At 70.3% G+C, this 21,302-nt stretch carries 18 protein-coding genes; 6 read left to right on the top strand and 12 right to left on the bottom strand.

What is annotated here, in order from left to right; all coding sequences use genetic code 11:
- Positions 1 to 99: 99 nt before the first annotated feature.
- Positions 100 to 1,980 (top strand): alkyl/aryl-sulfatase, encoded by a 1,881-nt coding sequence (locus E3O23_RS08865; protein ID WP_134490235.1) that lies wholly within the window; start codon positions 100 to 102, stop codon positions 1,978 to 1,980.
- 19 nt (positions 1,981 to 1,999) lie between these two features.
- On the opposite strand, the gene E3O23_RS08860 is transcribed toward E3O23_RS08865, so the two are convergent.
- Positions 2,000 to 3,115 carry a hypothetical protein gene (locus E3O23_RS08860; RefSeq protein WP_134490191.1) on the bottom strand — a complete coding sequence of 372 codons (1,116 nt, stop codon included), beginning with the start codon at positions 3,113 to 3,115 and terminating at the stop codon, positions 2,000 to 2,002.
- Positions 3,116 to 3,246: 131 nt separating this feature from the next.
- On the opposite strand from E3O23_RS08860, the gene E3O23_RS08855 reads away from it, so the two are divergent.
- Positions 3,247 to 4,680, top strand: coding sequence for a DUF2252 domain-containing protein (locus E3O23_RS08855; protein ID WP_134490189.1), 1,434 nt, complete (start codon positions 3,247 to 3,249; stop codon positions 4,678 to 4,680).
- Between the two features lie 118 nt (positions 4,681 to 4,798).
- Here E3O23_RS08855 and E3O23_RS08850 read toward each other — a convergent pair whose 3' ends face one another.
- The gene (locus E3O23_RS08850) at positions 4,799 to 6,229 is read right to left on the bottom strand and encodes a short-chain fatty acid transporter (RefSeq protein WP_134490187.1); all 1,431 of its coding nucleotides are present in this window, start codon (positions 6,227 to 6,229) and stop codon (positions 4,799 to 4,801) included.
- Between the two features lie 243 nt (positions 6,230 to 6,472).
- Here E3O23_RS08850 and E3O23_RS08845 point away from each other — a divergent pair, with 243 nt between their 5' ends.
- Positions 6,473 to 7,201 (top strand): maleylpyruvate isomerase family mycothiol-dependent enzyme, encoded by a 729-nt coding sequence (locus E3O23_RS08845; protein ID WP_134490185.1) that lies wholly within the window; start codon positions 6,473 to 6,475, stop codon positions 7,199 to 7,201.
- A gap of 103 nt (positions 7,202 to 7,304) precedes the next feature.
- Here E3O23_RS08845 and E3O23_RS08840 read toward each other — a convergent pair whose 3' ends face one another.
- From E3O23_RS08840 to E3O23_RS08810, 7 genes are all read right to left on the bottom strand, one after another.
- The gene (locus E3O23_RS08840; protein ID WP_134490183.1) at positions 7,305 to 8,450 is read right to left on the bottom strand and encodes a cysteine desulfurase family protein; all 1,146 of its coding nucleotides are present in this window, start codon (positions 8,448 to 8,450) and stop codon (positions 7,305 to 7,307) included.
- A gap of 11 nt (positions 8,451 to 8,461) precedes the next feature.
- Positions 8,462 to 9,322 carry a carboxylating nicotinate-nucleotide diphosphorylase gene (gene nadC, locus E3O23_RS08835; RefSeq protein ID WP_134490181.1) on the bottom strand — a complete coding sequence of 287 codons (861 nt, stop codon included), beginning with the start codon at positions 9,320 to 9,322 and terminating at the stop codon, positions 8,462 to 8,464.
- Complete coding sequence (locus tag E3O23_RS08830; protein ID WP_134490179.1) at positions 9,316 to 11,106, bottom strand: L-aspartate oxidase; 1,791 nt, start codon at positions 11,104 to 11,106, stop codon at positions 9,316 to 9,318. The genes nadC and E3O23_RS08830 overlap by 7 nt, the downstream gene beginning before the upstream one ends.
- Positions 11,107 to 11,108: 2 nt before the next feature.
- The gene (nadA, locus tag E3O23_RS08825; protein WP_134490177.1) at positions 11,109 to 12,491 is read right to left on the bottom strand and encodes a quinolinate synthase NadA; all 1,383 of its coding nucleotides are present in this window, start codon (positions 12,489 to 12,491) and stop codon (positions 11,109 to 11,111) included.
- A gap of 81 nt (positions 12,492 to 12,572) precedes the next feature.
- Positions 12,573 to 13,265, bottom strand: coding sequence for an NUDIX hydrolase (locus E3O23_RS08820; protein WP_134490175.1), 693 nt, complete (start codon positions 13,263 to 13,265; stop codon positions 12,573 to 12,575).
- A gap of 130 nt (positions 13,266 to 13,395) precedes the next feature.
- Entirely contained in the window at positions 13,396 to 14,151 is a 756-nt protein-coding gene (locus E3O23_RS08815) for a polyprenol monophosphomannose synthase (protein ID WP_134490173.1), read from the bottom strand.
- A gap of 4 nt (positions 14,152 to 14,155) precedes the next feature.
- Entirely contained in the window at positions 14,156 to 15,742 is a 1,587-nt protein-coding gene (locus tag E3O23_RS08810; RefSeq protein ID WP_134490171.1) for a glycosyltransferase family 39 protein, read from the bottom strand.
- Positions 15,743 to 16,107: 365 nt separating this feature from the next.
- On the opposite strand from E3O23_RS08810, the gene E3O23_RS08805 reads away from it, so the two are divergent.
- Complete coding sequence (locus E3O23_RS08805) at positions 16,108 to 17,010, top strand: carbon-nitrogen hydrolase family protein (RefSeq protein ID WP_134490233.1); 903 nt, start codon at positions 16,108 to 16,110, stop codon at positions 17,008 to 17,010.
- Here E3O23_RS08805 and E3O23_RS08800 read toward each other — a convergent pair.
- The gene (locus tag E3O23_RS08800; RefSeq protein ID WP_241983396.1) at positions 16,932 to 17,318 is read right to left on the bottom strand and encodes a DUF7882 family protein; all 387 of its coding nucleotides are present in this window, start codon (positions 17,316 to 17,318) and stop codon (positions 16,932 to 16,934) included. The genes E3O23_RS08805 and E3O23_RS08800 overlap by 79 nt on opposite strands.
- A 214-nt stretch (positions 17,319 to 17,532) precedes the next feature.
- On the opposite strand from E3O23_RS08800, the gene E3O23_RS08795 reads away from it, so the two are divergent.
- Positions 17,533 to 17,763, top strand: coding sequence for a hypothetical protein (locus E3O23_RS08795; protein WP_134490169.1), 231 nt, complete (start codon positions 17,533 to 17,535; stop codon positions 17,761 to 17,763).
- Here the strand turns inward: E3O23_RS08795 and E3O23_RS08790 are convergent.
- Positions 17,760 to 18,776 carry an alpha/beta fold hydrolase gene (locus tag E3O23_RS08790; RefSeq protein WP_166790461.1) on the bottom strand — a complete coding sequence of 339 codons (1,017 nt, stop codon included), beginning with the start codon at positions 18,774 to 18,776 and terminating at the stop codon, positions 17,760 to 17,762. The genes E3O23_RS08795 and E3O23_RS08790 overlap by 4 nt on opposite strands.
- 130 nt (positions 18,777 to 18,906) lie before the next feature.
- Here E3O23_RS08790 and E3O23_RS08785 point away from each other — a divergent pair, with 130 nt between their 5' ends.
- On the top strand, positions 18,907 to 19,980 hold the full coding sequence (locus E3O23_RS08785) for an alkene reductase (RefSeq protein ID WP_134490165.1): 1,074 nt from the start codon (positions 18,907 to 18,909) through the stop codon (positions 19,978 to 19,980).
- Between the two features lie 69 nt (positions 19,981 to 20,049).
- Here E3O23_RS08785 and E3O23_RS08780 read toward each other — a convergent pair whose 3' ends face one another.
- Entirely contained in the window at positions 20,050 to 21,258 is a 1,209-nt protein-coding gene (locus E3O23_RS08780) for an aminotransferase class I/II-fold pyridoxal phosphate-dependent enzyme (protein ID WP_134490163.1), read from the bottom strand.
- Positions 21,259 to 21,302: the final 44 nt, after the last annotated feature.

Genomic DNA, 21,302 nt, shown 5'->3' with positions numbered 1-21,302 from the left:
GTCCCGCATCCGCCCGCCCGCTGCCTCAGGGAAACCGGGATACGCTGCCCGCAAGTGACCTGGCTCAGGTTGGCCGGGCAGAGCAACCGGGAGAAATCAATGGGCAAATCGGCCGCCAGCTCGTTTGTCGCCGGGAACAACGGCGACGCCCTCACTTCGATGCCGTTCGGCGATGAACGCGATTTCGGGGACGCGAAACGCGGCTTCCTCGGAACCCTGTCGCCCGCGATCGTGCGCAACGCCGCCGGCGAGGTGGTGTGGGACGGGGACAGCTACGACTTCCTCGAGGGTGACGCCCCCGACACGGTGCACCCGAGCCTGTGGCGGCAGTCCCGCTTGAACCGCATCCACGGACTGTTCGAAGTCGTCGAGGGCATCTACCAGGTGCGGGGATTCGACCTGTCAACGGTCACCTTCGTCGAGGGGGACACCGGCGTGATCGTGATCGACCCCCTGATCTCCCGCGAAACGGCCGCCGCGGCCTGGACGCTCTACCGCCGCCACCGGGGCGACCGAACGGTGAAGGCCGTCATCTACACCCACAGCCACGTCGACCACTTCGGCGGAGTGAGGGGAATCGTCTCCCAGGCAGACGTCGATTCCGGGGCCGTCCCGGTGATCGCACCGGAGGGCTTCGTCGGCCACGCGGTGTCCGAGAACGTGTACGCGGGCACCGCGATGACCCGCCGGGCGGCATACATGTACGGGGCCGCGCTCGAACGCGGACCGCGCGGCCAGGTGGGCGCCGGGCTCGGCCAGACCACCTCGACCGGCGAAGTGGCCCTGATCGTTCCGACCCTGGAGATCACGCGAACGGGCGAGACCCACACCATCGACGGACTCGAGATCGAGTTCCAGCTGGCTCCGGGCACGGAAGCACCGGCGGAGATGCACTTCTACTTTCCCCGGTTCCGGGCGCTGTGCATGGCCGAGAACGCCACCCACACCCTGCACAACCTGCTCACCCTCCGCGGGGCGCTGGTGCGCGACGCGCACGTCTGGTCCCGGTACCTCACCGAGGCGATCGACACCTTCGGCGACCGGTCCGATGTCGTCTTCGCCTCCCACCACTGGCCGACCTGGGGCGGGGACCGCATCCACGAGTACCTGTCCGTCCAGCGTGACCTGTACGGCTACCTGCACGACCAGACACTGCGGATGCTCAACCAGGGCCAGACCGGCGCCGAGATCGCGGAGGGTCTTCGGCTTCCGCCGGCACTCGAGCGGGCCTGGCACACGCACGGCTACTACGGCTCGGTCAGCCACAACGTGAAGGCCATCTACCAGCGCTACATGGGATGGTTCGACGGCAATCCCGCGCGACTGTGGCAGCACACCCCGTCGGCGGCCGCCACGCGTTATGTCTCGGCGATGGGCGGAATCGAGTCCGTCATCGCGCTGGCCCAATCGAGCTCCGCGGAGGGCGACTACCGCTGGGCCGCGACCCTGCTCGATCACGCCGTCTTCGCGGACCCCGGCAACGAGGCGGCGCGTTCCCAGCTCGCAGACACGCTCGAGCAGCTGGGCTACGGATCCGAGAACGGGACCTGGCGCAACTTCTTCCTCTCCGGCGCGACCGAACTGCGGTCGGGCAGCTTCGGCACGCCGGTCGCTGCCACCTCCGCCGACCTGCTGGCCCAGCTGACGGTCGAGCAGTTCTTCGACGCCCTCGCTCTCCAGATCGACGGACCGCGCGCCTGGGACATCCGGGTGGCGCTGGATTGGACGTTCACCGACAGCGGAGAAAACTACCGGGTCACCCTGGCCAACGGGGTCCTCGTATATCGCAAACGCGATGCCGCCGACGACGCGGATGCCACGATCCGGCTGACGAGGGCGGGCCTTCCCGCACTCGTGGGAGGGTCGCTGGAGGGCGCCCGGAAGGCGGGCCTGACCATCACCGGCGCCGAGGACGCGTTCCTGTCCGTGCTGTCCGTCCTGTCTCCGGGAGACCCGAACTTCAACATCGTTACCCCCTGATCCCTGAGGCGAATGCCCGTCAGCGGGCGTCGTTGAGGGCCGCGACCAGCGCGGCCGCAAGGGGGCCGTACGATTCGGGTCCCCACACGGATGTCATTGACAGGTGCAGCCAGTTGGGGCCGTCGAAGATGTCCAGGCCGTGGCCGGGCGCAAGACCTGGAGCTGAACTGGAGAGTAACGCGCGGTCGACGCCCTCGATGCTCACCTCTGTGACACCGGGAAGCGCAGCCAGCTGCGTTTGCACCCATGCGCCCCCGGGAAGGATGTCCGTTCCGAATTCGAATTCCCGCCCGGTCGGTGCATCCTCCGACCACAGGCAGCCGAGGGTGCCCGCTGCGCCCAGCGCCCGGTAGAAGCCGTGCGGTAACTCGCCGGGGGCATTGCCGGAAGCGACTGTGATTCCGGTGTCGGCCAGGGCGGCAGCGACGTGCTCGCTGTTCGCCACCGTCTCGCAGGCACAGGCGCCGATGTCGCCGGTGCGGATTTCCTCCGGGGTCAGCTGCGCCATGCAGTGCGCTCGTGCCTTGTCCGTCCAGGAACCCGGAGCGGCGGACGCCGCCACAAACAAGGGAGCTGCGGCTGCGTTCAGGGTGAGCTGCGCCCTCAACGTCTCGATCGCCGCGAGGGCGTCATCGTTCGTCGTGCCGAGCGGTGTGTACGCAACTCCGGAAAGCCAGAATCCCGAGCCATCGACGTTGAAGCTGCAGGATCCGGTCCCCTCAGTGCCGGAATCAGTCCCGTAGCAATAGGGGACGGTGGTGTCCGTCGGCTCCATGAACGTTGCGGGCAAGACAAAGACATGGAGCTCGGCCCTCGTCTCCTGGTTATCCGCAACCCAGCTGCATTCGAGACCACCGAGCTGACTGACCGCGAAGTCCTGCGGCGTGGCTCTCGGGACGCCGGCGGTCCTGACCCACATCGACATCGACGTTCCGAACGCGTCCCCGGCCTCCGCCGAGGTCAGGACCGCGTCGCAGTCGCCGCCGAACACCTGGGCGGGCGCGCTGGCCACCGGATCGGCCGTGGGCGTGGGAGTGACTGTCGTGGTCGACGTCCGGTTGGGCATCGACGTGGGGGAGCCCGAGGCGCATCCGGCCAGCGGGAACGCGACCAACGCGGCGACCAGGACCGCCACGGGGCGCCATCCTCGATTCACACGGTGAGATGTCAGCACACTCATTCCCCCCAGAAGGCACGCACGGAAGTACACTCCCGTCTTAGCAGGCCCAAGGACCATCCGGGCCCCCCAGAAAGGGCGCAGACATCATGGTTGCACGCAAAGTGGAGCACCAGACCGTCGAGCAACGCAAGGCCGCAGGGAAGGGCTTGCGGGAGACCACACCTGTCTCCAGCCATGCGGGCTGGACTCCGGCCGGCGACCGCGCCGACCCGGTCGCGCTGCTCGAGGAGCAGAACCTCACCCGGGAGCCGGACCTCGTTCCCGTGCGCCACGGACGGATGCTCGTCTCGCCGTTCACCTTCTACCGGGGCGCGGCCAAGATTATGGCCGCCGACCTGAAGGACACGCCGCGGGCCGGGCTGATCGTCCAGCTGTGCGGTGACGCCCACCTGTCCAACTTCGGCGTGTTCGCCTCACCCGAGCGCACACTCGTGTTCGACCTCAATGACTTCGACGAGACGCTTCCGGGGCCGTTCGAGTACGACGTGAAGCGCCTGGCCGCGAGTTTCACGATCGCGGCACGGAACAACGGTTTCCGCAGGTCAGAGGCGCGCGGCGTGACCCGCGCCGCGGTGCGGGCCTACCGCGAGGCGATGGCCGACTTCGCGCGGATGGGCACCCTGGACATCTGGTACGCCCGCCTGCCCGAGAAGGAGCTGATGTCGGCCATCGACCTGGCCGTGGGCACCCTCAAGGGCAAGGCCGGGCAAGGGGCGAGGCGCGCCCGGAAGGGCGCACAGATCATCGCCGCGAAGGCGCGCACCCGCGACAGCCTGCAGGCACTGTCCAGGCTCGCCGAGCACGCCGAGGGGAGCTACCGGATCGTCAGCCAGCCGCCGATCGTCGTCCCCGCCCGGGAACTCGCCGAAACGTACGGCATGTCGGCCGAGGAAACCCAGCACACGCTCCACGAACAGCTGCGGGCCTACCGGGCCACCCTGCAAGCCGACCGCCGCGACCTGCTCGAGCGCTTCGAGCTCGTCGACGTGGCGCGCAAGGTCGTCGGTGTCGGAAGCGTCGGCACCCGGGCGTTCATCGCCCTGCTCATGGGGCGCGATCAGCAGGATCCGCTCTTCCTGCAGGTCAAGGAGGCCACGGCATCCGTGCTCGAGGACCACCTGCCGAAGAGCCGCTACCGGCAGCCCGGCGAGCGAGTCGTGCAGGGGCAGCGCATGATGCAGGCCTCCAGCGACATCTTCCTCGGCTGGACCAGGGGCGTCCAGGGAGACCGGCACTTCTACTGGCGGCAGCTGCGCGACATGAAGGGCTCGCCGATCGTGGAGGCCATGAAACCGTTCGGCATGACGTTCTACGCGCGCCAGTGCGGCTGGACGCTCGCCCGGGCGCATGCCAGGTCCGGAGACCCGGTCGCGATCGCCGCCTACCTAGGCAAGGGCGACAAGTTCGACCGGTCGATCACCGACTTCTCCCGGCGCTACGCCTATCAGAACGAACGGGACTACGAGGCCTTCGCCGAGGCGGTCCGTTCCGGACGCCTGCCGGCGGTCGAGGGCGTCTGACGCGCGCGGCTCAGCGCGCACGGGGTTGAGCTGCGGAGAAAGTACCTTCATTTCGAAATTGAAGGTACTTTTTCCGCAACTCAGCGAGACCAGCGCGACGCGTTCGCGGGCGCCTGACCTACGGAATCACCGGCGCCACGAAGTTGAACGTCAGTCCGAGCAGCCACACGAGCAGCAGCACCACCGGCAGGTGGAACATGAACTGCAGGAAGGTGAAGCCCACCAGGTCGCGCGCCTTGAGGCCGAGCACGGCCAGGAGCGGCAGCATGAAGAACGGGTTGATCAGGTTGGGCAGCGCCTCGGCCACGTTGTAGATCTGCACCGTCCAGCCGAGGTTCATGTGGACATCCGTTGCCGCCTGCATCACGTACGGGGCCTCGACCAGCCACTTCCCGCCGCCGGAGGGCACGAAGATGCCCAGGATGACCGTGTAGATCGCGACGACGACGGCGAACCCGCCGCCGCTGCCCACGCTCGTGAAGAACTCGGCGAGGTGCTGCGACACGGTCAGCCCGCCGTTGCCGACGGCGCCGGTGAGGATCGCCGCCATGGCGGCGTAGAGCGGGAACTGCACGAGGATGCCCGCGGTCGCGGGAACCGCCTTGGTCACAGCCTGGAGGAAGTTGCGCGGGGTGCCGTGCAGGAGCAGTCCGAGCATCAGGAAGATGAGCAGGTAGCCGTTGAGGTTGCTGACGACGGAGAGAAGTGGTTTGGTGAGGAACTGCGAGACGAGCCAGCCCAGGGTCATCAGGGCAGCCAGGATCGGCAGGATGCGGCTGTACTCCAGCCACTCGCCGGGGCGCGAGCGGGGCGCCGCCGGGACGGGCGAGTCGTCCAGGTCGACGCCGAGTTCGAAGGCCGTCTTGATCGCGTCGCCGCGCGGCGCCGAGAAGTGGGCGATGACCACGGTCAGCGCGATGATGATGGCGCACATGACCAGCGACTGCCAGGTGAAGATCGTGGTGCCGAAGTCCAGGATCCCGGTGATCTTGAGCAGCGCGGGCGGCAACGAGGCTTCGGTGGCCTGCAGCTGCGCGGCCGAGGACGACATGCCGAGGGCCCACACGGCGCCGAGCCCCATGAACGCGGCGGCTCCGAGCGCCCGGTAGTCGACGCGCAGGTCGACCCGGCGTGCGATGGCTCGGGCCAGCAGCCCGCCGAAGACGAGGCTGAGCCCCCAGTTGAGGAACGAGACCGACATCGACAGGAAGGCGACGAAGCTCACCGCGCTTGCCGCACTCTGCGGCACGGCGGCCAGTCGGTTGATCAGCCGCGCCACCGGAGGGGAGGTGGCGACCACGTACCCGGTCAGGACAACCATCGACATTTGCAGGGTGAAGGCGGTCAAGTCCCAGAAGCCGTTGCCGAAGGAGTCGACGATGGTCTGGGGTGACGAACCGTTGACCAGCGCCGCGAGGGCGACGATGAAGACGCCGGCGAGGGCGAACACGTACGCGTCCGGGAACCACTTCTCCGTCCAGCGGGCCAGAGTCTGGGCGACGCGCGCCAGCCCTTTTTCGGATGTGGTTTCCTGAACGACGGATGTCATGCGGCCGGAACCTCTTCGTTGAGTGCTGCGTCGGTTTGCGTGGCGGATGCCGTGGGTGGATGCTCTCGGCGCCGCCGCCCCCGAACGGGGGCAGGCGCCTCTGGCAGGCTAGGGGTGGTGGCACCGGGTGTCAATTCACGCCCGCGGTCCGACGGCGCCCCGCCGGTCGCGTAGCGTGGGGGCTCGCACAGTATTTCGAACAGTATTCGTCAGGTCCTCGTAACAGCGTTGTCAGGAGAACTCATGAAGAAGCACCATTCCGCCATGGACCTCGATGAGCGGCTGGTGATGGTCAGGCGCGGCACCGAGCACTTCGCCGAGGCGCTCGCCGAGCTCTACGACACCGACCTGGACGGCGACTCGCTGCTCCCGGGCTGGACCCGCCGCCACGTCGTGGCGCACGTCGGCTACAACGCCCTGGCGATTGCCCGACTGGTCGACTGGGCGACCACCGGTGTGGAGACGCGCATGTACGAGTCGCCCGACGCGCGCGACAGCGAAATCGCCCACGGGGCCGCCCTCAGCGCCAAGGAACTGCGTCGACTGTTCGAGCACTCGGCCGCCGAGCTCGAGCGCGCCTGGCGGGGGATGCCGGAGAAGAACTGGACCAAGCAGGTCAAGACCTCGTCGGGGCGCCTGGTGCCGGCCACGGAGACCGTCTGGATGCGCACCCGCGAGGTCTGGATCCACGCCGTCGACCTCGACGACGGAGCATCCTTCGACGACATCCCCGCCGACGTCCTCGAACACATCCTCACTGACATCACGGACACCTGGAAGGACCGCGACGACGGCGCCGGCATCCGGCTGGTCGCCACGGACGGGTCACAGCCCGTTTTCGGTGACCTGGCCGCGGACGCGGAGGTCGTGTCGGGGTCGTTGGCCGACCTGGCCGCGTGGGCGACGGGCCGAAGCACCGACGGGGTCACCTCGAGCGCGGAGGAACTGAAGGAAGCACCGGTCTGGCTGTAGTCGTCCGGCCGACGAGCAACAGATTTGACCTGCGCGGGCGCACGACCCGCGCCTCGCGCCAGGGAACTCGACGAGCTCGATCACCGGGCACTCCCGGCCGCGTTTAGCGGGCGCCGAGGCTCCGGACCGCGTCCACGGCGGCGTGCACGGATGCCGCGGCCTCCGCCAGCTCCTCGGCCGTCGTCGTCGCCGCGAGGGTGAACCGCACCGCGGTCTGGGCGACCTCGGCCGGGAAGCCGAGCGCGGTGAGCACGTGGGAAGGCTCGTCGCTGCCCGCTGCGCAGGCCGACCCGCTGGAGCAGACGATGCCGCGCTGTTCGAGTTCGAGCAGCACGGCCTCGCCGCTCGTGCCCGGGAACACGAACGACGCGTTTCCGGGCAAGCGCCGGCTGGGGTGGCCGGTCAGCCGGGCGCCGGGGGTGTCGCGGAGCACGGCGGCGATGAACTCATCCCGGAGGCTGGTCGTGCGCCGGGCCGCCTCCTCGCGCTCCTGCTCGGCGAGCCGGAGCGCCGTGGCCAGCGCGACCGCCCCGGCAACGTTCTCGGTGCCGCTGCGCCGGCCGCGCTCCTGGCCGCCACCGTGCAGGACCGGTTCGATCGGCAACCGGCCGCGCACGTAGAGGGCGCCGATGCCCTGCGGCGCGCCGATCTTGTGCCCGGAGATGCCGAGCGCGTCGACGCCGAGGCTGCCGACGTCCAGCGGGAGCCAGCCGGCCGCCTGGACCGCGTCGGTGTGGAAGGGCGCGCCGACGTCGTGGGCGACCTGGGCGAGCGCCGTGACGGGCTGCACGGTGCCGACCTCGTTGTTGGCGTATTGCACGGAGACGAGGGTGGTGTCCGCGCGGAGGGCGAGGCGCAGTTCGTCCGGGTCGACGAGGCCGGCGGCATCCGTTGCCAGCATCGTGACCTCGAAGTCGTGCAGCCGGCGGAGGAAATCGACGGATTCGAGAACGGCCTCGTGCTCGATCGGAGTGGTGATGAGGTGCCGGCCGCGGGGCGCGCCCAGAGCGATGCCCTTGACCGCGAGGTTGGCCGCTTCGGTGCCGCCGCTGGTGAAGGTGAGCTCGCCCGGGCGGCAGCCGAGCAGGCGCGCGACCGTGCGCCGCGCATCCGCCAAGGCCCGGGCGGCCGCCTCGCCCACCCGGTGGTGGCTCGAGGGGTTGCCGAAACCGCCGGCCAGGTGCTGCCAGAGGGCTTCGAGCACCTCCCGGCGCACCGGGGTGGTCGCGGCGTTGTCGAGGTAGATCATGGCCGGGCCGGTCAGCCCTCGGTGAGGATGACGATGTCGAGGCCGAGGTCGAGCGAGCGCACACTGTGGGTGAGGGCGCCCACCGAGATCACGTCTACGCCGGTCTCGGCGATCGCTCGGACGGTCTCCAGGGACACTCCGCCGCTCGCCTCCACGATCGCGCGTCCGGCGATGATCGCGACGCCTTCGCGGAGCAGGTCCGGGGTGAAGTTGTCGAGCATGATCGTGTCGATCCCGGCGGCGAGCACCGGCTCGATCTGGTCGATCCGGTCCACCTCCACTTCGAAGTGCGTGGTGTGCGAAAGCCGGTCGCGAACCTGCCGAAGCGCCTCGGTGAGGCCTAGACCGCCGGCGGCGAGCACGGCCAGATGATTGTCCTTGGCCATCACGGCGTCGGACAGACTGAAGCGGTGGTTCCGGCCGCCGCCGTCGCGAACCGCCTGGCGCTCGAGGGCGCGCAGCCCCGGCGTGGTCTTGCGGGTGTCGACGATGCGGGCGCGGGTGCCCTCGGTTTCGGCAACGTACCGGGCGGTGAGGGTGGCGATCCCGCTCATCCGCTGCACGAAGTTCAGGCCGATCCGTTCGGCCTGCAGGATGCCGCGGGCCGGGCCGGACGCCTCGGCGAGCACCTCGCCCGCCTCGAACCTGGCGCCGTCCGCGGCGACGCGGTGCACGAGGATGCGCGGGTCGGTGAGCCGGAACGCGGCCTCGAACACGGCTTCGCCGCTGAACACCCCGGGCTCGCGGGCGACCAGCTGCGCGGTCGCGAGCGCGTCGGCGGGGATGAGGGCCTCGGAGGTGAGGTCGCCCCACGGGGCGTCCTCATCGAGCGCGGCGCGCACAACGGTGTCGATGGCGTGACTGGTCAGCATGCGATGGCCTCCTCGGCCTGGGGGACGTGTGCGAGGACCGCGCGTGGTGCCGGGTCGGCGCGGCGCGGCAGGTGTGTGCCGGTCGCCCGGTCGCCCCCGAGCGCCCAGGCCAGCGGGTAGGCGAGCTCGGCGCGAACGGAGGGGAAGTCGGCGCGGTGGTGGGCGCCCCGGGACTCCTCGCGGGCGAGGGCGGCCTGCACGGTGATCCGCGCGAGGTCGAGCAGGTTGGCGTCTTCGTGCGCTCGCACCGAGGCGCCGGGACCGGTTTCGGGCCTGGCCCAGCCGGCCAGGGTCACCGCGGCAGCGGCGAGTCCCTCCCCGCTGCGCAGTACACCGGCCGACTCCCACATCAGCCCCTGCAGGGCCTCCCGCGAGAACCCGCCGTTCGGGCCTCCGGACGTCGAACCCCCGTCGAATTCCACGGACATTTCCGCGGACACGCCGGAGCGCGGCACCGCCAGGGCGGCGTGTCGAGCAAAATCCCCGTCGAATTCGGAAGAGGAGGCGGGCGCAAGGGGCTCCGGGAGGGAGAGCGCGCGCACGGCACGGTCGGCGAAGACCGCGGCTTCGAGCAGGGAGTTCGAGGCCAGCCGGTTGGCCCCGTGGGCGCCGGTGCGCGCGGCCTCGCCGACCGCGTACAGGCCGGGGAGCGAACTGCGTCCCCAGATATCGGTGACGATGCCGCCCATCCAGTAGTGCGCAGCCGGGGCCACCGGGATCGGCTCGAGCGCCCAGTCGAGGCCGGCCGCAAGGCAGGCCGCGGTGATCGTGGGGAAGCGAGATTCCAGCAGCTCGCGGCCGAGTCCGGTCGCATCCAGCAGCACCGGTTCGCCGCCCTGGCCGGCCATTTCGCGGGCGATGGCGCGGGCAACGACGTCGCGCGGGCCGAGTTCGGCATCGGGGTGCACGCCGAGCAGGAAGCGTTCGCCCTGGGCGTTCCGCAGCACGGCGCCCTCGCCGCGGACGGCTTCGGAGACGAGCGGCGTCCCGGGGATCGCCAGCGCGGTGGGGTGGAACTGGTAGAACTCGAGGTCGGCAACGGATGCCCCGGCCCGCCAGGCCGCGGCGACCCCGTCGCCCGTGGCGATGGACGGGTTCGTGGTGTGCCGGTAGAGGGAGCCCGCGCCGCCGGTGGCGAGGATCACCGCGTCGGCATCCAGGACCCGGTGGTCGAGCCTGTCGAGACCCGTCTCCGTGTGGTCGAGCCCCCGCTGATCGAGCTTGTCGAGACCGGCCCCGACCACGGTCGCGCCCACGACACGTCCGTCCAGCACGACGAGGTCGGTGAGCATCGTGTGTTCGAGGATCCGCAGCGTGCCGATCCCGGCAGTCCTCGGTGTTCCGGCCGGGCGGGCATCAGCCCGCGTCCGCACGGTCGCCACGAGGGCGGCTTCGATCGCGGCGCCGGTGGCGTCGCCGCCGGCGTGCAGCACGCGCGAGCGCGAGTGGGCGGCCTCGAGGCCCCTGGTGAGGCCTGAGTCGTCGCTGTCGAAGTCGACGCCGAAGCGGATCAGGTCGCGCACGCGCGCCGGCCCCTCGGCGCAGAGCACGCGCACGGCAGCCGGGTCGCAGAGCCCCGCCCCCGCGCGGAGCGTGTCGAGGATGTGCGTGTCGACGGAGTCGTCGGGGAACAGGGCCGCCGCGATCCCGCCCTGGGCGTGGCGGGTGTTGCCTTCGGGTAGCGCGGCCTTGGTCACCAGGGTGACGTCGTGGCCCGCGTCGGTCGCGCGCACGGCGGCGGTGAGGCCGGCGAGGCCGCTGCCGACCACGAGCACGGATGCCATGGTCAGGCCTCGGCCCGGGCGGCGGTCGGGGTCTCGACGGGCTCGACCACCGGGGCAGGCTCGACCACCGGGGCAGGCTCGCCCGCCGCGGCGGGCGGCCTGGCGGCGAGCATCCGCTCGAGGGCGACGAGGGCGTGACCGGCGACGTCGTCCGCAACGGTGATGCGGTTGAGGATCTCGGCGGGCCGTTCCGCCGAGCCGACGAGCGCCTCGAGCACCCACGCGAGGTAGCCCGAGTGGATCCGGTACATGGTCGAGCAGGGGCAGACGACCGGGTCGAGGCAGAAGATCGTGTGCTCCGGGTGCTGGGCGGCGAGCCGCTGCACCAGGTTGATCTCGGTGCCGATCGCGAAGGTCGAGCCGGCCGGCGCGGCCGCGATCGCCTTGCGGATGTAGTCGGTCGAGCCGTACTCGTCGGCCGCGTCGACGACGGGCATCGGGCACTCCGGGTGCACGATCACGCGCACACCGGGGTGCTCCACCCGGGCCGTGGCGATCTGGTCGACCGTGAAGCGCTTGTGCACGCTGCAGAAGCCGTGCCAGAGGATGACCCGGGCGGAGTCGAGCTCCTCGGCCGTGCTGCCGCCGAGGGGCTTGCGCGGGTTCCACATCGGCATCCGCTCGAGCGGCACGCCCATCGCCTTGGCGGTGTTGCGGCCGAGGTGCTGGTCGGGGAAGAACAGCACGCGCTGGCCGCGCTCGAAGGCCCACTCCAGCACCGTCTCGGCGTTCGAGGAGGTGCAGACGATGCCGCCGTGCTCGCCGCAGAAGCCCTTGAGCGCCGCGGAGGAGTTCATGTAGGTGACCGGGATCACCGGGACGCGGCCGTCGGCATCCGGCTCGGTGCCGTACAACTCCTCGAGCTGCTCCCAGCACTCGGTGACCGAGTCGATGTCGGCCATGTCGGCCATCGAGCAGCCGGCGGCCAGGTTCGGCAGGATGACGGCCTGGTCGTCGCCGGAGAGCAGGTCGGCCGTCTCCGCCATGAAGTGCACGCCGCAGAACACAATCGCCTCGGCCTCCGGGTGGCTCCTGGCCGCCTGCGCGAGCTGGAACGAGTCGCCCACGAAGTCGGCGTGCTGCAGCACCTCGTCGCGCTGGTAGAAATGCCCGAGCACGAGCACCCGGTCGCCGAGAGTGTCCTTGGCGGAACGGATGCGCGCGCGCAGCTCCTCCGTGGACGCCGTGCGGTACCGCTCCGGCAGTTCGCCCTGGCGCGGCGATCCGGTCGGGATGACGTCGCCCATCGAGGACCCGGGGCCGTAGCCGGGCGTGCCGGCGTCGAACTCCCACGGGGCGGTGGCGAGATCGGGGCTGCAGGTGCTGCCGGCCGCCTCGCCCGTGGTGATGAGCTGGATGGTCCGGTCAACCGATGCAATGTTCATGGCGTTGGTCCTTGGTGTCTGGTCGGGTGTCGTGGTCGGGTGTCTGGCTGGGTGTCGTGGTCGGCGGGTCGGGGCGTGTTGTCAGCCGATGGAGGGGCCGAGCGGCCCCTGATCGGCGAGGCGGCTGGAATCGTTGTAGCGGTACAGGCGCGGGGGGCGATGGCGGGCGCCGGCGAGGTGCTGGCCGGTGTCGACGACGGTGCCGGATGCCTCGACCGTGCGGCGGAAGTTCGCCGGGTCGAGGGGCTTCTGCAGCACGGCCTCGTGCACGTCGCGCAACTGGGCGAGGGTGAAGGTCTCGCCGAGGAAGGCGTGCGCGATGCGGGAGTATTCGACCTTCGTGCGCAGGCGCCAGAGCGCGTAGTCGACGATCCGGTTGTGGTCGAAGGCGAGCTCGGGCAGTCGGTCGGCGGGGAACCACTGCACGTTCTCGCCGACGGCCGCCAGCGCGGCCTCGTCGGACTGCACGAGCGCCCAGTAGACGACCGATACGACGCGGTTGCCGGGAGAGCGGCCCAGGTCGCCGAAGGTGTACAGCTGCTCGAGGTACTTCGGGGCCAGGCCCGTCGTCTCCCGCAGGGTCCGAGACGCCGCCGCCGCCAGTTCCTCGTCGCCGGGGAGCCAGCCGCCCGGCAGTGCCCACTGGCCGAGGTGCGGTTCCCGGATGCGGCGCACGAGCGGCAGCCACAGCGTCATCAGTCCGGATGCCTCGTCAGGGCGCAGCGCGAAGATCACCGTCGACACGGCGAGCGTGGACTGGTTCTTCGAGGTCATGGGGGGACATCCACTAGGTAAAGGTCAAAGTGACTCTAACTGCAACACCCATCATATAGTCACAATGACCATAACTCCCAAACCGTTACGCAAACTCCCAGCGTCGGCGCGGGAAGACGTGCCCGGACGGCTAGCCCGTGCGGGAGGAGGATGCCGGCGCCGTCGCGCGCGGCCGGCGGATTCCCCGTCCGCTGAGGCCCCAGAGGGTCACCCGGGCCATCGCCTCGAGCACGATCCCGCCGCTCATCTTCGACCTGCCGTGGGTGCGCTCGATGAACGTGATGGGCACTTCGACGACGCGCAGCCCGGCGCGCACGGCGTGCAGCAGCATGTCGATTTGGAAGCAGTATCCGAGGCTGTCGACGCGAGAAAGCTGCATTCGCTCGAGGGCGCTCGCCGAGTAGACCCGGAAGCCGCCGGTCACGTCGCGCTGCGGCAGGTTGAGCAGGATGCGCGAGTACGACGAGCCGGCGCGCGAGAGGGCGAGGCGGTGCCACGGCCAGTTGCGCACCGCGCCGCCGGGGACCCAGCGCGAACCCATCACGACGTCCGCCGTGTCGGCTGCGGCGAGCAGGCCCGGCAGCTGTTCCGGACGGTGCGAGCCGTCGGCATCCATCTGCACCAGTCGGTGGTAGCCACGGGAGAGGCCCCAGGTGAAGGCCTCGAGATAGGCGGCGCCGAGGCCGTTTTTTGCGAGGCGGTGCAGCACGTGCACGTTCGTGTGCCGGGCCGAGAGGGCGTCAGCGAGGACGCCGGTGCCATCCGGCGACGCGTCGTCGACGATCAGGATGTCGGCACCGGGAACGGCCGCCAGCACGCGGGTGACGATCGGCTCGATATTCTCGCGTTCGTTGTACGTCGGGATGATGACGAGCGTGTGCGGCATGAGGCTATCTTGTCATTTCGATGACGACGGTTCGGCGGAGGGTCGTCGACTCGGCGACGCGGAAGCCCAGCCGCTCCAGGGCCGGGATGCTGCTGCTGCCCCGGCTCTCGGCGCCGCCCACCCGGAGCAGGAGCCAGACGCGGCTCGCGCCCGCGAGCCGGTCGGTGGCGGCCGCGAGCGGCACTGTCGCATCCCACAGCCCGTCGGTGGACTCGTAGGGCCGGGCCAGCCGGACGTCCGTCAGGTCCTGGAACGCCTCCGGATACAGGTGCAGGGCCAGGCGCGGTTTCCGGGACGGACGCCCGTTCTCGTCGAACAGGACCGCGTCGCCCGGCCGGGCGCCCGCCCGCAGCAACTCCGAGGCCTGGCGCCAGTCGCTGCCCCGGTTCTTGGCTAACTCGCCGCGCTGCGCCAGGTAGGTCGGCAGGGCCAGGGTGACGGCGAGCAGAACCACCGACGCCTGCAGCCACGACGCCTGCAGCCACCGCGCCCGCAGGCTCGCGACGCCGAGGGCCATCGCGATGGCGACCGCCGGGGTGGCGAACGAGAGGTAGCGGGCGGAGTAGAGCGAGGCGCCGAGGTAGGTGGCGGCGACCAGCACGATCGTCGGAACGAGCAGCCAGGCGAGCAGCACGGCGAGCGCGGCCCCGTTCGGGCGGGAAGCGGCGCTCTCGCGACGCGCGGCGAACACACTGATCACTGCCAGGAGAATGAGCGCGCAGGCGAGGATCGCCAGCGGCACGATGCCGAACCACTGGACCACGGCGGTCTCGCGGAGCCCGGGAAGCGGGCGCCGCTGGATGAAGGAAATCTGCTCGCGCTGGCCGAACCCCCAGAGGAGCACGGGCGCGGCCATCACCAGCGCGGCTGCCGTCGCCAGGCACCACGGCGCCAGCGACCGTCTCCGGAGGGCGAGCGTCCCGGGGAGCAGCAGCATGGCGAGCGCGTGCGCCGGGAGGATGAGGATGACGTCGGCGAACAGGATGATGCCGACGCCGAGGAGCGCGGCATACCCGGCCCACACGGATGCCCGTGGCGCCGTGCCCGGGGGCGCCGTGCCCGGGGGCGCGGTGGGAGAGGTGTCCGGCCGGAGTGCGCGCACGAGGAGTACGGTCGACCAAACGGCGGCGGCCGTGGCCAGCGCGTAGGATCGCGCCTCCGCGCCCAGGTACGTCACACGTGGCAGGATGGCGAAGATCAGCGCCGCGATGAGGGCCACGCGGTCGCCGAGCAGGGTCCGGGCGAGGACGAAGGTCCCCGCGGTCGCCGCGCCGACGGCGATGGCGCTCGGCAGCCGTACGGAGAGCTCCGAGGCGCCGAAGAGTTCGATCCAGTAGTGCAGGAACAGGTAATACCCGCCGTGCACGGCGTCGACGTTGCCGAGCATCCGGAACAGCGACGGCAGGGGCCGCTGCGCCGACATGACGCTCGCCGCCTCGTCTCCCCAGAACGACGGCTGCCACGACCCCGCGAAGGAAACGACGAAGCCGAGCAGTCCGAGGAGCGCGGCCGTGCGGACGCCGTGTCCCGGCGCCGCGCGCGGTGGTGCGGCTGAGGTGCGAGGTGCATCGTCCTGGACCCGGATCCGCATCTCTCCCCTTTCGCGTCCGTCGCCCGCCGGCGTCCATGGTGGCACGCCACGGCCTGCCTCGCTGCCCCGGGGACTTCCCTCGCCGCCCGGGCGATGCGGGTGACCGCAGGCCCTCGCCGCCGGGTCGGCGGCTAGGCTGGCGCCATGGTTGATCCAGCGCCGACGGCCCCCTCAGGTTCCACCGAACCCGCTTCCACCGAACCCGCTTCCACCGAACCCGCTTCCACCGAANTTCCACCGAACCCGCTTCCACCGAACCCGCTTCCACCGAACCCGCTTCCACCGAACCCGCTTCCACCGAACCCGCTTCCACCGAACCCGCTTCCACCGAATCCGCAGCATCCGCTGAATCGGCAGCCCCGGCGATCGGGGTCGCCGTCGCCCAGTTCCGCCCGGGCGCCGACCGCAGCGAGAACCTCCGATCCATGCGCGCGCTCGCCGCGACCGCGGTCGGCCGCGGGGCCGCGCTGATCGTCTTCCCCGAATACTCGGCCTTCTTCGAGCCGGTCATGGGCCCGGCCTTCGTCGCCGCGGCCGAGCCGCTGGACGGCCCCTTCGTCGTCGCGCTCGGCGAACTGGCCGCGGAGTTCGGCGTGCACATCGTGGCCGGGATGCTGGAGAGCACCGTCGTCCGCGGGCGTTTTTCGAACACCCTCGTGGCTCTCGGCCCCTCGGCGCAGCTGGTGGCGAAATACCGCAAACTGCACCTCTACGACGCCTTCGGCGACCGCGAATCCGACTGGGTGCTCGCGGGCACGATCGAGGCTCCGGAAACGTTCACGCTGGGCGGCCTCACCGTCGGCCTGCAAACCTGTTACGACATTCGATTCCCTGAGGTGACCCGGCGGCTGGTCGACGCGGGCGCCGACCTGGTGCTGGTGCCGGCCGAGTGGGTGCGAGGCCCGCTCAAGGAACAGCACTGGCGCACGCTCCTCACGGCCCGTGCCCTCGAGAACACGATCTATCTGGCCGCCGCGGACCAGACTCCGCCCGTTGCGGTAGGCAACAGCATGGTGATCGATCCGATGGGGGTCGAGCTCGTGACGATCGGCGAGACGACGGATGTCGCGGTGGCCTGGGTCTCCGCGAAGCGCGTCGCGGCCGTGCGAGCGCTGAACCCGGCCCTCGCCCTGCGTCGATTCGGCGTCAGCCCCCGCTGGCCGTCCCTGGACCCGCGGGCAGCTCCGGGTCAGCCCCCTGTCGCGACGGTCGCCTGTGACGGCGGAGCGGCGTGGACGTTGAACGAGGCCTCGGGGCGCGACGAATGAGCCGGTTCGGCCAGGGAGCGGTCCTCCCCAGTGGCCACCAGCCCCTGCGAGCTGTTGGCGGAGCGGGTGAGCTGGGCGAGCCACAGCGGATTGATCGAGGGCGGCTGGCCCCCGGAGAACTTGAAGTAGAGCGGGATGGCCGGGTGCAGCCAGGCGGAGCTGCGGCCGTCGCCGACCTCCGCGGCATTCCGCCAGGACAGCAGGAAACTCTCGCCTCGACGCAGCTTCTGCACAATAACGATTTGCAGGTGAGCCAGGATTCGATCATCGAAATCGACTGTCACCCTGTCGTAGGTTAACGAGCCCATGGTGCCGCTTTCAGTCGGTCAGTGAGGTGGGGTGCCGGAAGCTGGTGAAAGCGATTATAACCACTTGCTAAAGAGCTTGGAGGTTCCCTCAACTATCCTCGCATCATTACGGCAGCGCAAGAGAAGCGACAGCGGGCCGACGTGTGGGTAGCGTGTGGCCCAGCGGGTGTGCGGACGACCGAATCGGCGCCCACCCGGGAATGGGAGCACCGAAATGGATTACTGGGTCTACGCGATACCGCTGGCGGCGATCATCGGTGGGATCACGGTGGCAATCTTCGCGATGTACTTCAAGACCAAGAAGGACATCGCCATGGCGACGGGACCGGGCGCGACGCGCGCCGCCGAAGACAGCGCCGAGGTCAACCGCCAGGTGCTTGCCCGCCTCGATTCCCTCGACGCGCGACTGGCAGCGATCGAGAGCAAGGTGACCAGGGTTCCCTAGCGGCCGGCTAGCAGCCGCAGCGTCTCTTCCGGACGCTCGATGTGCCCGAAGTGCCCCGTGTCGCCCACGGTGCGTGACTCGAAGTCGACGATCACCGCGCCCAGCCGCGGAGCGTCGGAGTCCGCCACGAAGACGTCCCGGTCACCCTGCTGGGCTCGCACCGGGCACCGGATGCGGGTCCACGCCTGCTCGGGGTCGTACTCTCCGGCGCGCGCGGAGGCGAGCGCGAAGGCCCGGGGGCGGGCCTCGGCCCCGAGGGCTGCGACCACGCTGGAGCCGATCCGGCGGGGGCGGCTGAACAGGGGACCAACGAGCGGCCGGAGGAGGGAGGCCCGTCCGAGGCCGCGCACGAGCGCGGTGCCCGCCGGTCCGGCCAGGCTGAGGGCACGCATCACCTGGAGGAGCGTGGTGTAGCCGGGCAACAGCGCGAACCGGGCAAACGGATGCCGCACGCTCTCGACCACGGAGAAGGTCGTCGCCGACACCAGGCCGACGAACCTGGTGGCGCGCACCTCCGCGGAGGCCAACTCCAGTGCGATGAAGCCGCCCATCGAGTGGCCGATCACCACCCAGCGGCTGTAGCCGAGCGCCCGGGCGATCTCGGCGACCAGTGCCGCCATCGCCTCGATGGTCAGCGCGTTCTCGTCGTTCGGCAGGGGAGTGTCGCCCCAGCCGGGGAGGTCCGGGATGATCAGGTCGCTGAGCGAGGCGCCGTCCGAGGCGTCGGTGCCGCGGAGGCCGGTAGTGCGGAGGCCGGTAGTGCGGAGGTCGGCGGCGCGGAGCAGGGGAGTCCAGGTCGACCACGATCCGGCCGCGCCGTGCAGGAGAATCGTCGCGGTGTCGCCGCCCGTACGGCGGCCGTGGCGCACCGCGACCGGGCCGGAGCGGAGCATCAGGGAACTGGTCTCCAGGCCGAACCGGCGGGCATCCGTCGTGATCGGGAAGGGGCAGTACCCCGCGGGACTCGCGGTGCGCCCCGCTGCGGAGAGGCTGGCCGGAAGCGCGGTGTTCATGGTTGCTGTTCGTCGCCGGCGCGTCCTGTGGATTGGCCGGGTGGCGGAATAGGGCTGTGGACAGCGAGGTTGGCGACAGGGGGAACCCGCTTCCCTCACGTACTGCCGCTTCAACGGAAAGAAGTTCTTTGTGAAATTGTTTACCCCCCTGACCCTCGGCGAGCTGGAACTGTCCAACCGGATGGTCATGGCTCCCCTGACCCGACTGCGATCCGGATCGGCGGGTGTCCCCGGACCGCTCGTGGTGGAGCACTACCGGCAGCGGGCGTCGCTCGGGCTGATCATCTCCGAGGGCGTCTACCCCAGCCATGCCGGGCAGGGATACCCCGGCCAACCGGGTCTCGTGACGCCCGAACAGCTCGCGGGCTGGAAAAACGTGGCCGACGCGGTGCACGCGGCCGGCGGGCTCATCGTCGCCCAGGTCATGCATGCCGGACGCGTCTCGCACGAGGGAACGAACGGTGGCCGCGAGGTCGTCGCACCGAGCGCGATCGCCATCGAGGGCGAAACCCACACCTACGAAGGCAAGCAGGCCTACCCGGTCCCACGGGCGCTCGCGACGGCTGAGCTGCCCGGCATCATTGCCGAGTTCGTCCAGGCATCCAGGGACGCCATCGCGGCGGGCCTCGACGGCGTCGAGATCCACTCCGCCAACGGCTACCTGCTGCACGAATTCCTCTCCCCGGCCTCGAACCGGCGCGATGACGCCTACGGCGGCTCGCCGGCCAACCGCGCGCGCTTTGTCGCCGAGGTCGTCACGGCCGTGGCCGAGGCTATCGGTGCCGGCCGCGTGGGTCTCCGGATCTCACCGGAGCACAACATCCAGGACGCCCTCGAGCCGAATGCCGCGGACGTGCTGGCCACCTACGGCGCCCTGCTCGACGCGATCGCCCCGCTCAAGCTCGCCTACCTGAGCATCCTGCACAAGGACCCGTCCGCTGAACTGCTGCAGGAGTTGCGGGCACGCTTCGGTGGACCGGCGCTCGTCAACAGTGGCTTCGGGACCGTCACGACCCGCGAGGAAGCGCGCGGACTGCTGCGCGACGGGCTCGCCGATGCCGTCGTCGTCGGTCGTCCGGCCCTGGCCAACCCCGACCTCGCGCGCCGCTGGCAGGAGGACCTGCCGCTGAACACGGCCGATCCGCTGACCTTCTACGGCGACGGAGCGGCCGGCTACACCGACTACCCGGCGCTGGCTCACTAGCCCCGGCATCCGGTTTGACTTGCGGACAAAGTACCTTCATTTCGCAATTGAAGGTACTTTGTCCGCATCTCAGCGGGCGGAACCCCGCGAGATCCCGGACAGCTGGGCGGCGGCACGTTCGAGCAGGTCCGGTTTCTTGCAGTAGGCGAAGCGCACGAGCGGCGCGTACTCGGCCCGGTGCTCCGGGGAGCAGAAGGCCGTGATCGGCACCCCAACGACCCCGGCGAGGTCGGGCAGGCGGCGGCAGAAGTCGGCGCCGTCCGAGTAGCCCAGCGGTGTGGCATCCGCGACGATGAAATAGGACCCCTGCGGCACGGTGATGGAGAATCCCGCGGCCGTCAGCCCGCGAGCCAGCACGTCACGCTTGGCGCGGAGGTCGGACGCGATGCCGGAGAAGAAGGTGTCGGGCAGGTCGAGGCCCAGCGCGATCGCCGGCTGGAACGGCGCGCCGTTGACGTAGGTGAGGAACTGCTTGACCGCCAGGATCGCCGTGACCAGCGGGGCGGGCGCCGTGAGCCAGCCGATCTTCCAGCCCGTGGTGTTGAACGTCTTCCCGCCCGACGAGATCGTGACGGTGCGTTCCTTCGCCCCCGGGAGTGTCGAAACGGGGATGTGCTCATCCCCGAACGTGAGGTGCTCGTAGACCTCGTCGGTGACGATGAGCGCGTCGTGCTGGTGGGCGAGCTCCACGATGAGTTCGAGGGTCTCCCGCGGGAACACGGCGCCGGTGGGGTTGTGTGGATTGTTCACCACGATGAGGCGGGTGCGGTCTGTGACGGCGTCGCGGAGCTCGTCGAGGTCGGGCTGGAAGCCGGGGGAGCGCAGGCGCACCGTGCGATGGATGCCGCCGCCGAGCGCGATCAGACCGCCGTAGGCGTCGTAGAACGGTTCGAATGTGACCACCTCGTCTCCCGGTTCGAGGAGCGCGAGCATCGTGGCGGCGAGTGCCTCGGTCGCCCCGGCGGTCACGAGCACTTCGGAACCAGGGTCGACGGTGAGGCCGTAGAACCGGTGCTGGTGCCGGGCGATGGCCTCGAGGAGCACGGGCATGCCGCGCCCGGGCGGGTACTGGTTGATGCCGTCGGCGATCGCCCGGCGTGCGGCCTCGAGCACTTCGGCGGGCCCGTCCTCGTCGGGGAAACCCTGGCCAAGGTTGATCGCGCCGGTTCTGCCGGCGAGGGCGCTCATCTCGGCGAAAATGCTCGCGGTGACGCTGCCGTCATCGGTGAGGAGCCCGGCCCCGCGGGCCGTGCGCTGCCAACCGCCGGGAATCGTCATCGTGTCACCTGCATGGGTCCAAGGTACGACATGTGGTCGTCTCT

The organism is Cryobacterium tagatosivorans (assembly GCF_004402215.1).
GTDB lineage: Bacteria > Actinomycetota > Actinomycetes > Actinomycetales > Microbacteriaceae > Cryobacterium > Cryobacterium tagatosivorans.
Note: the sequence above shows the minus strand (reverse complement) of the source record. Positions and strands in the feature narration are given on the sequence as shown.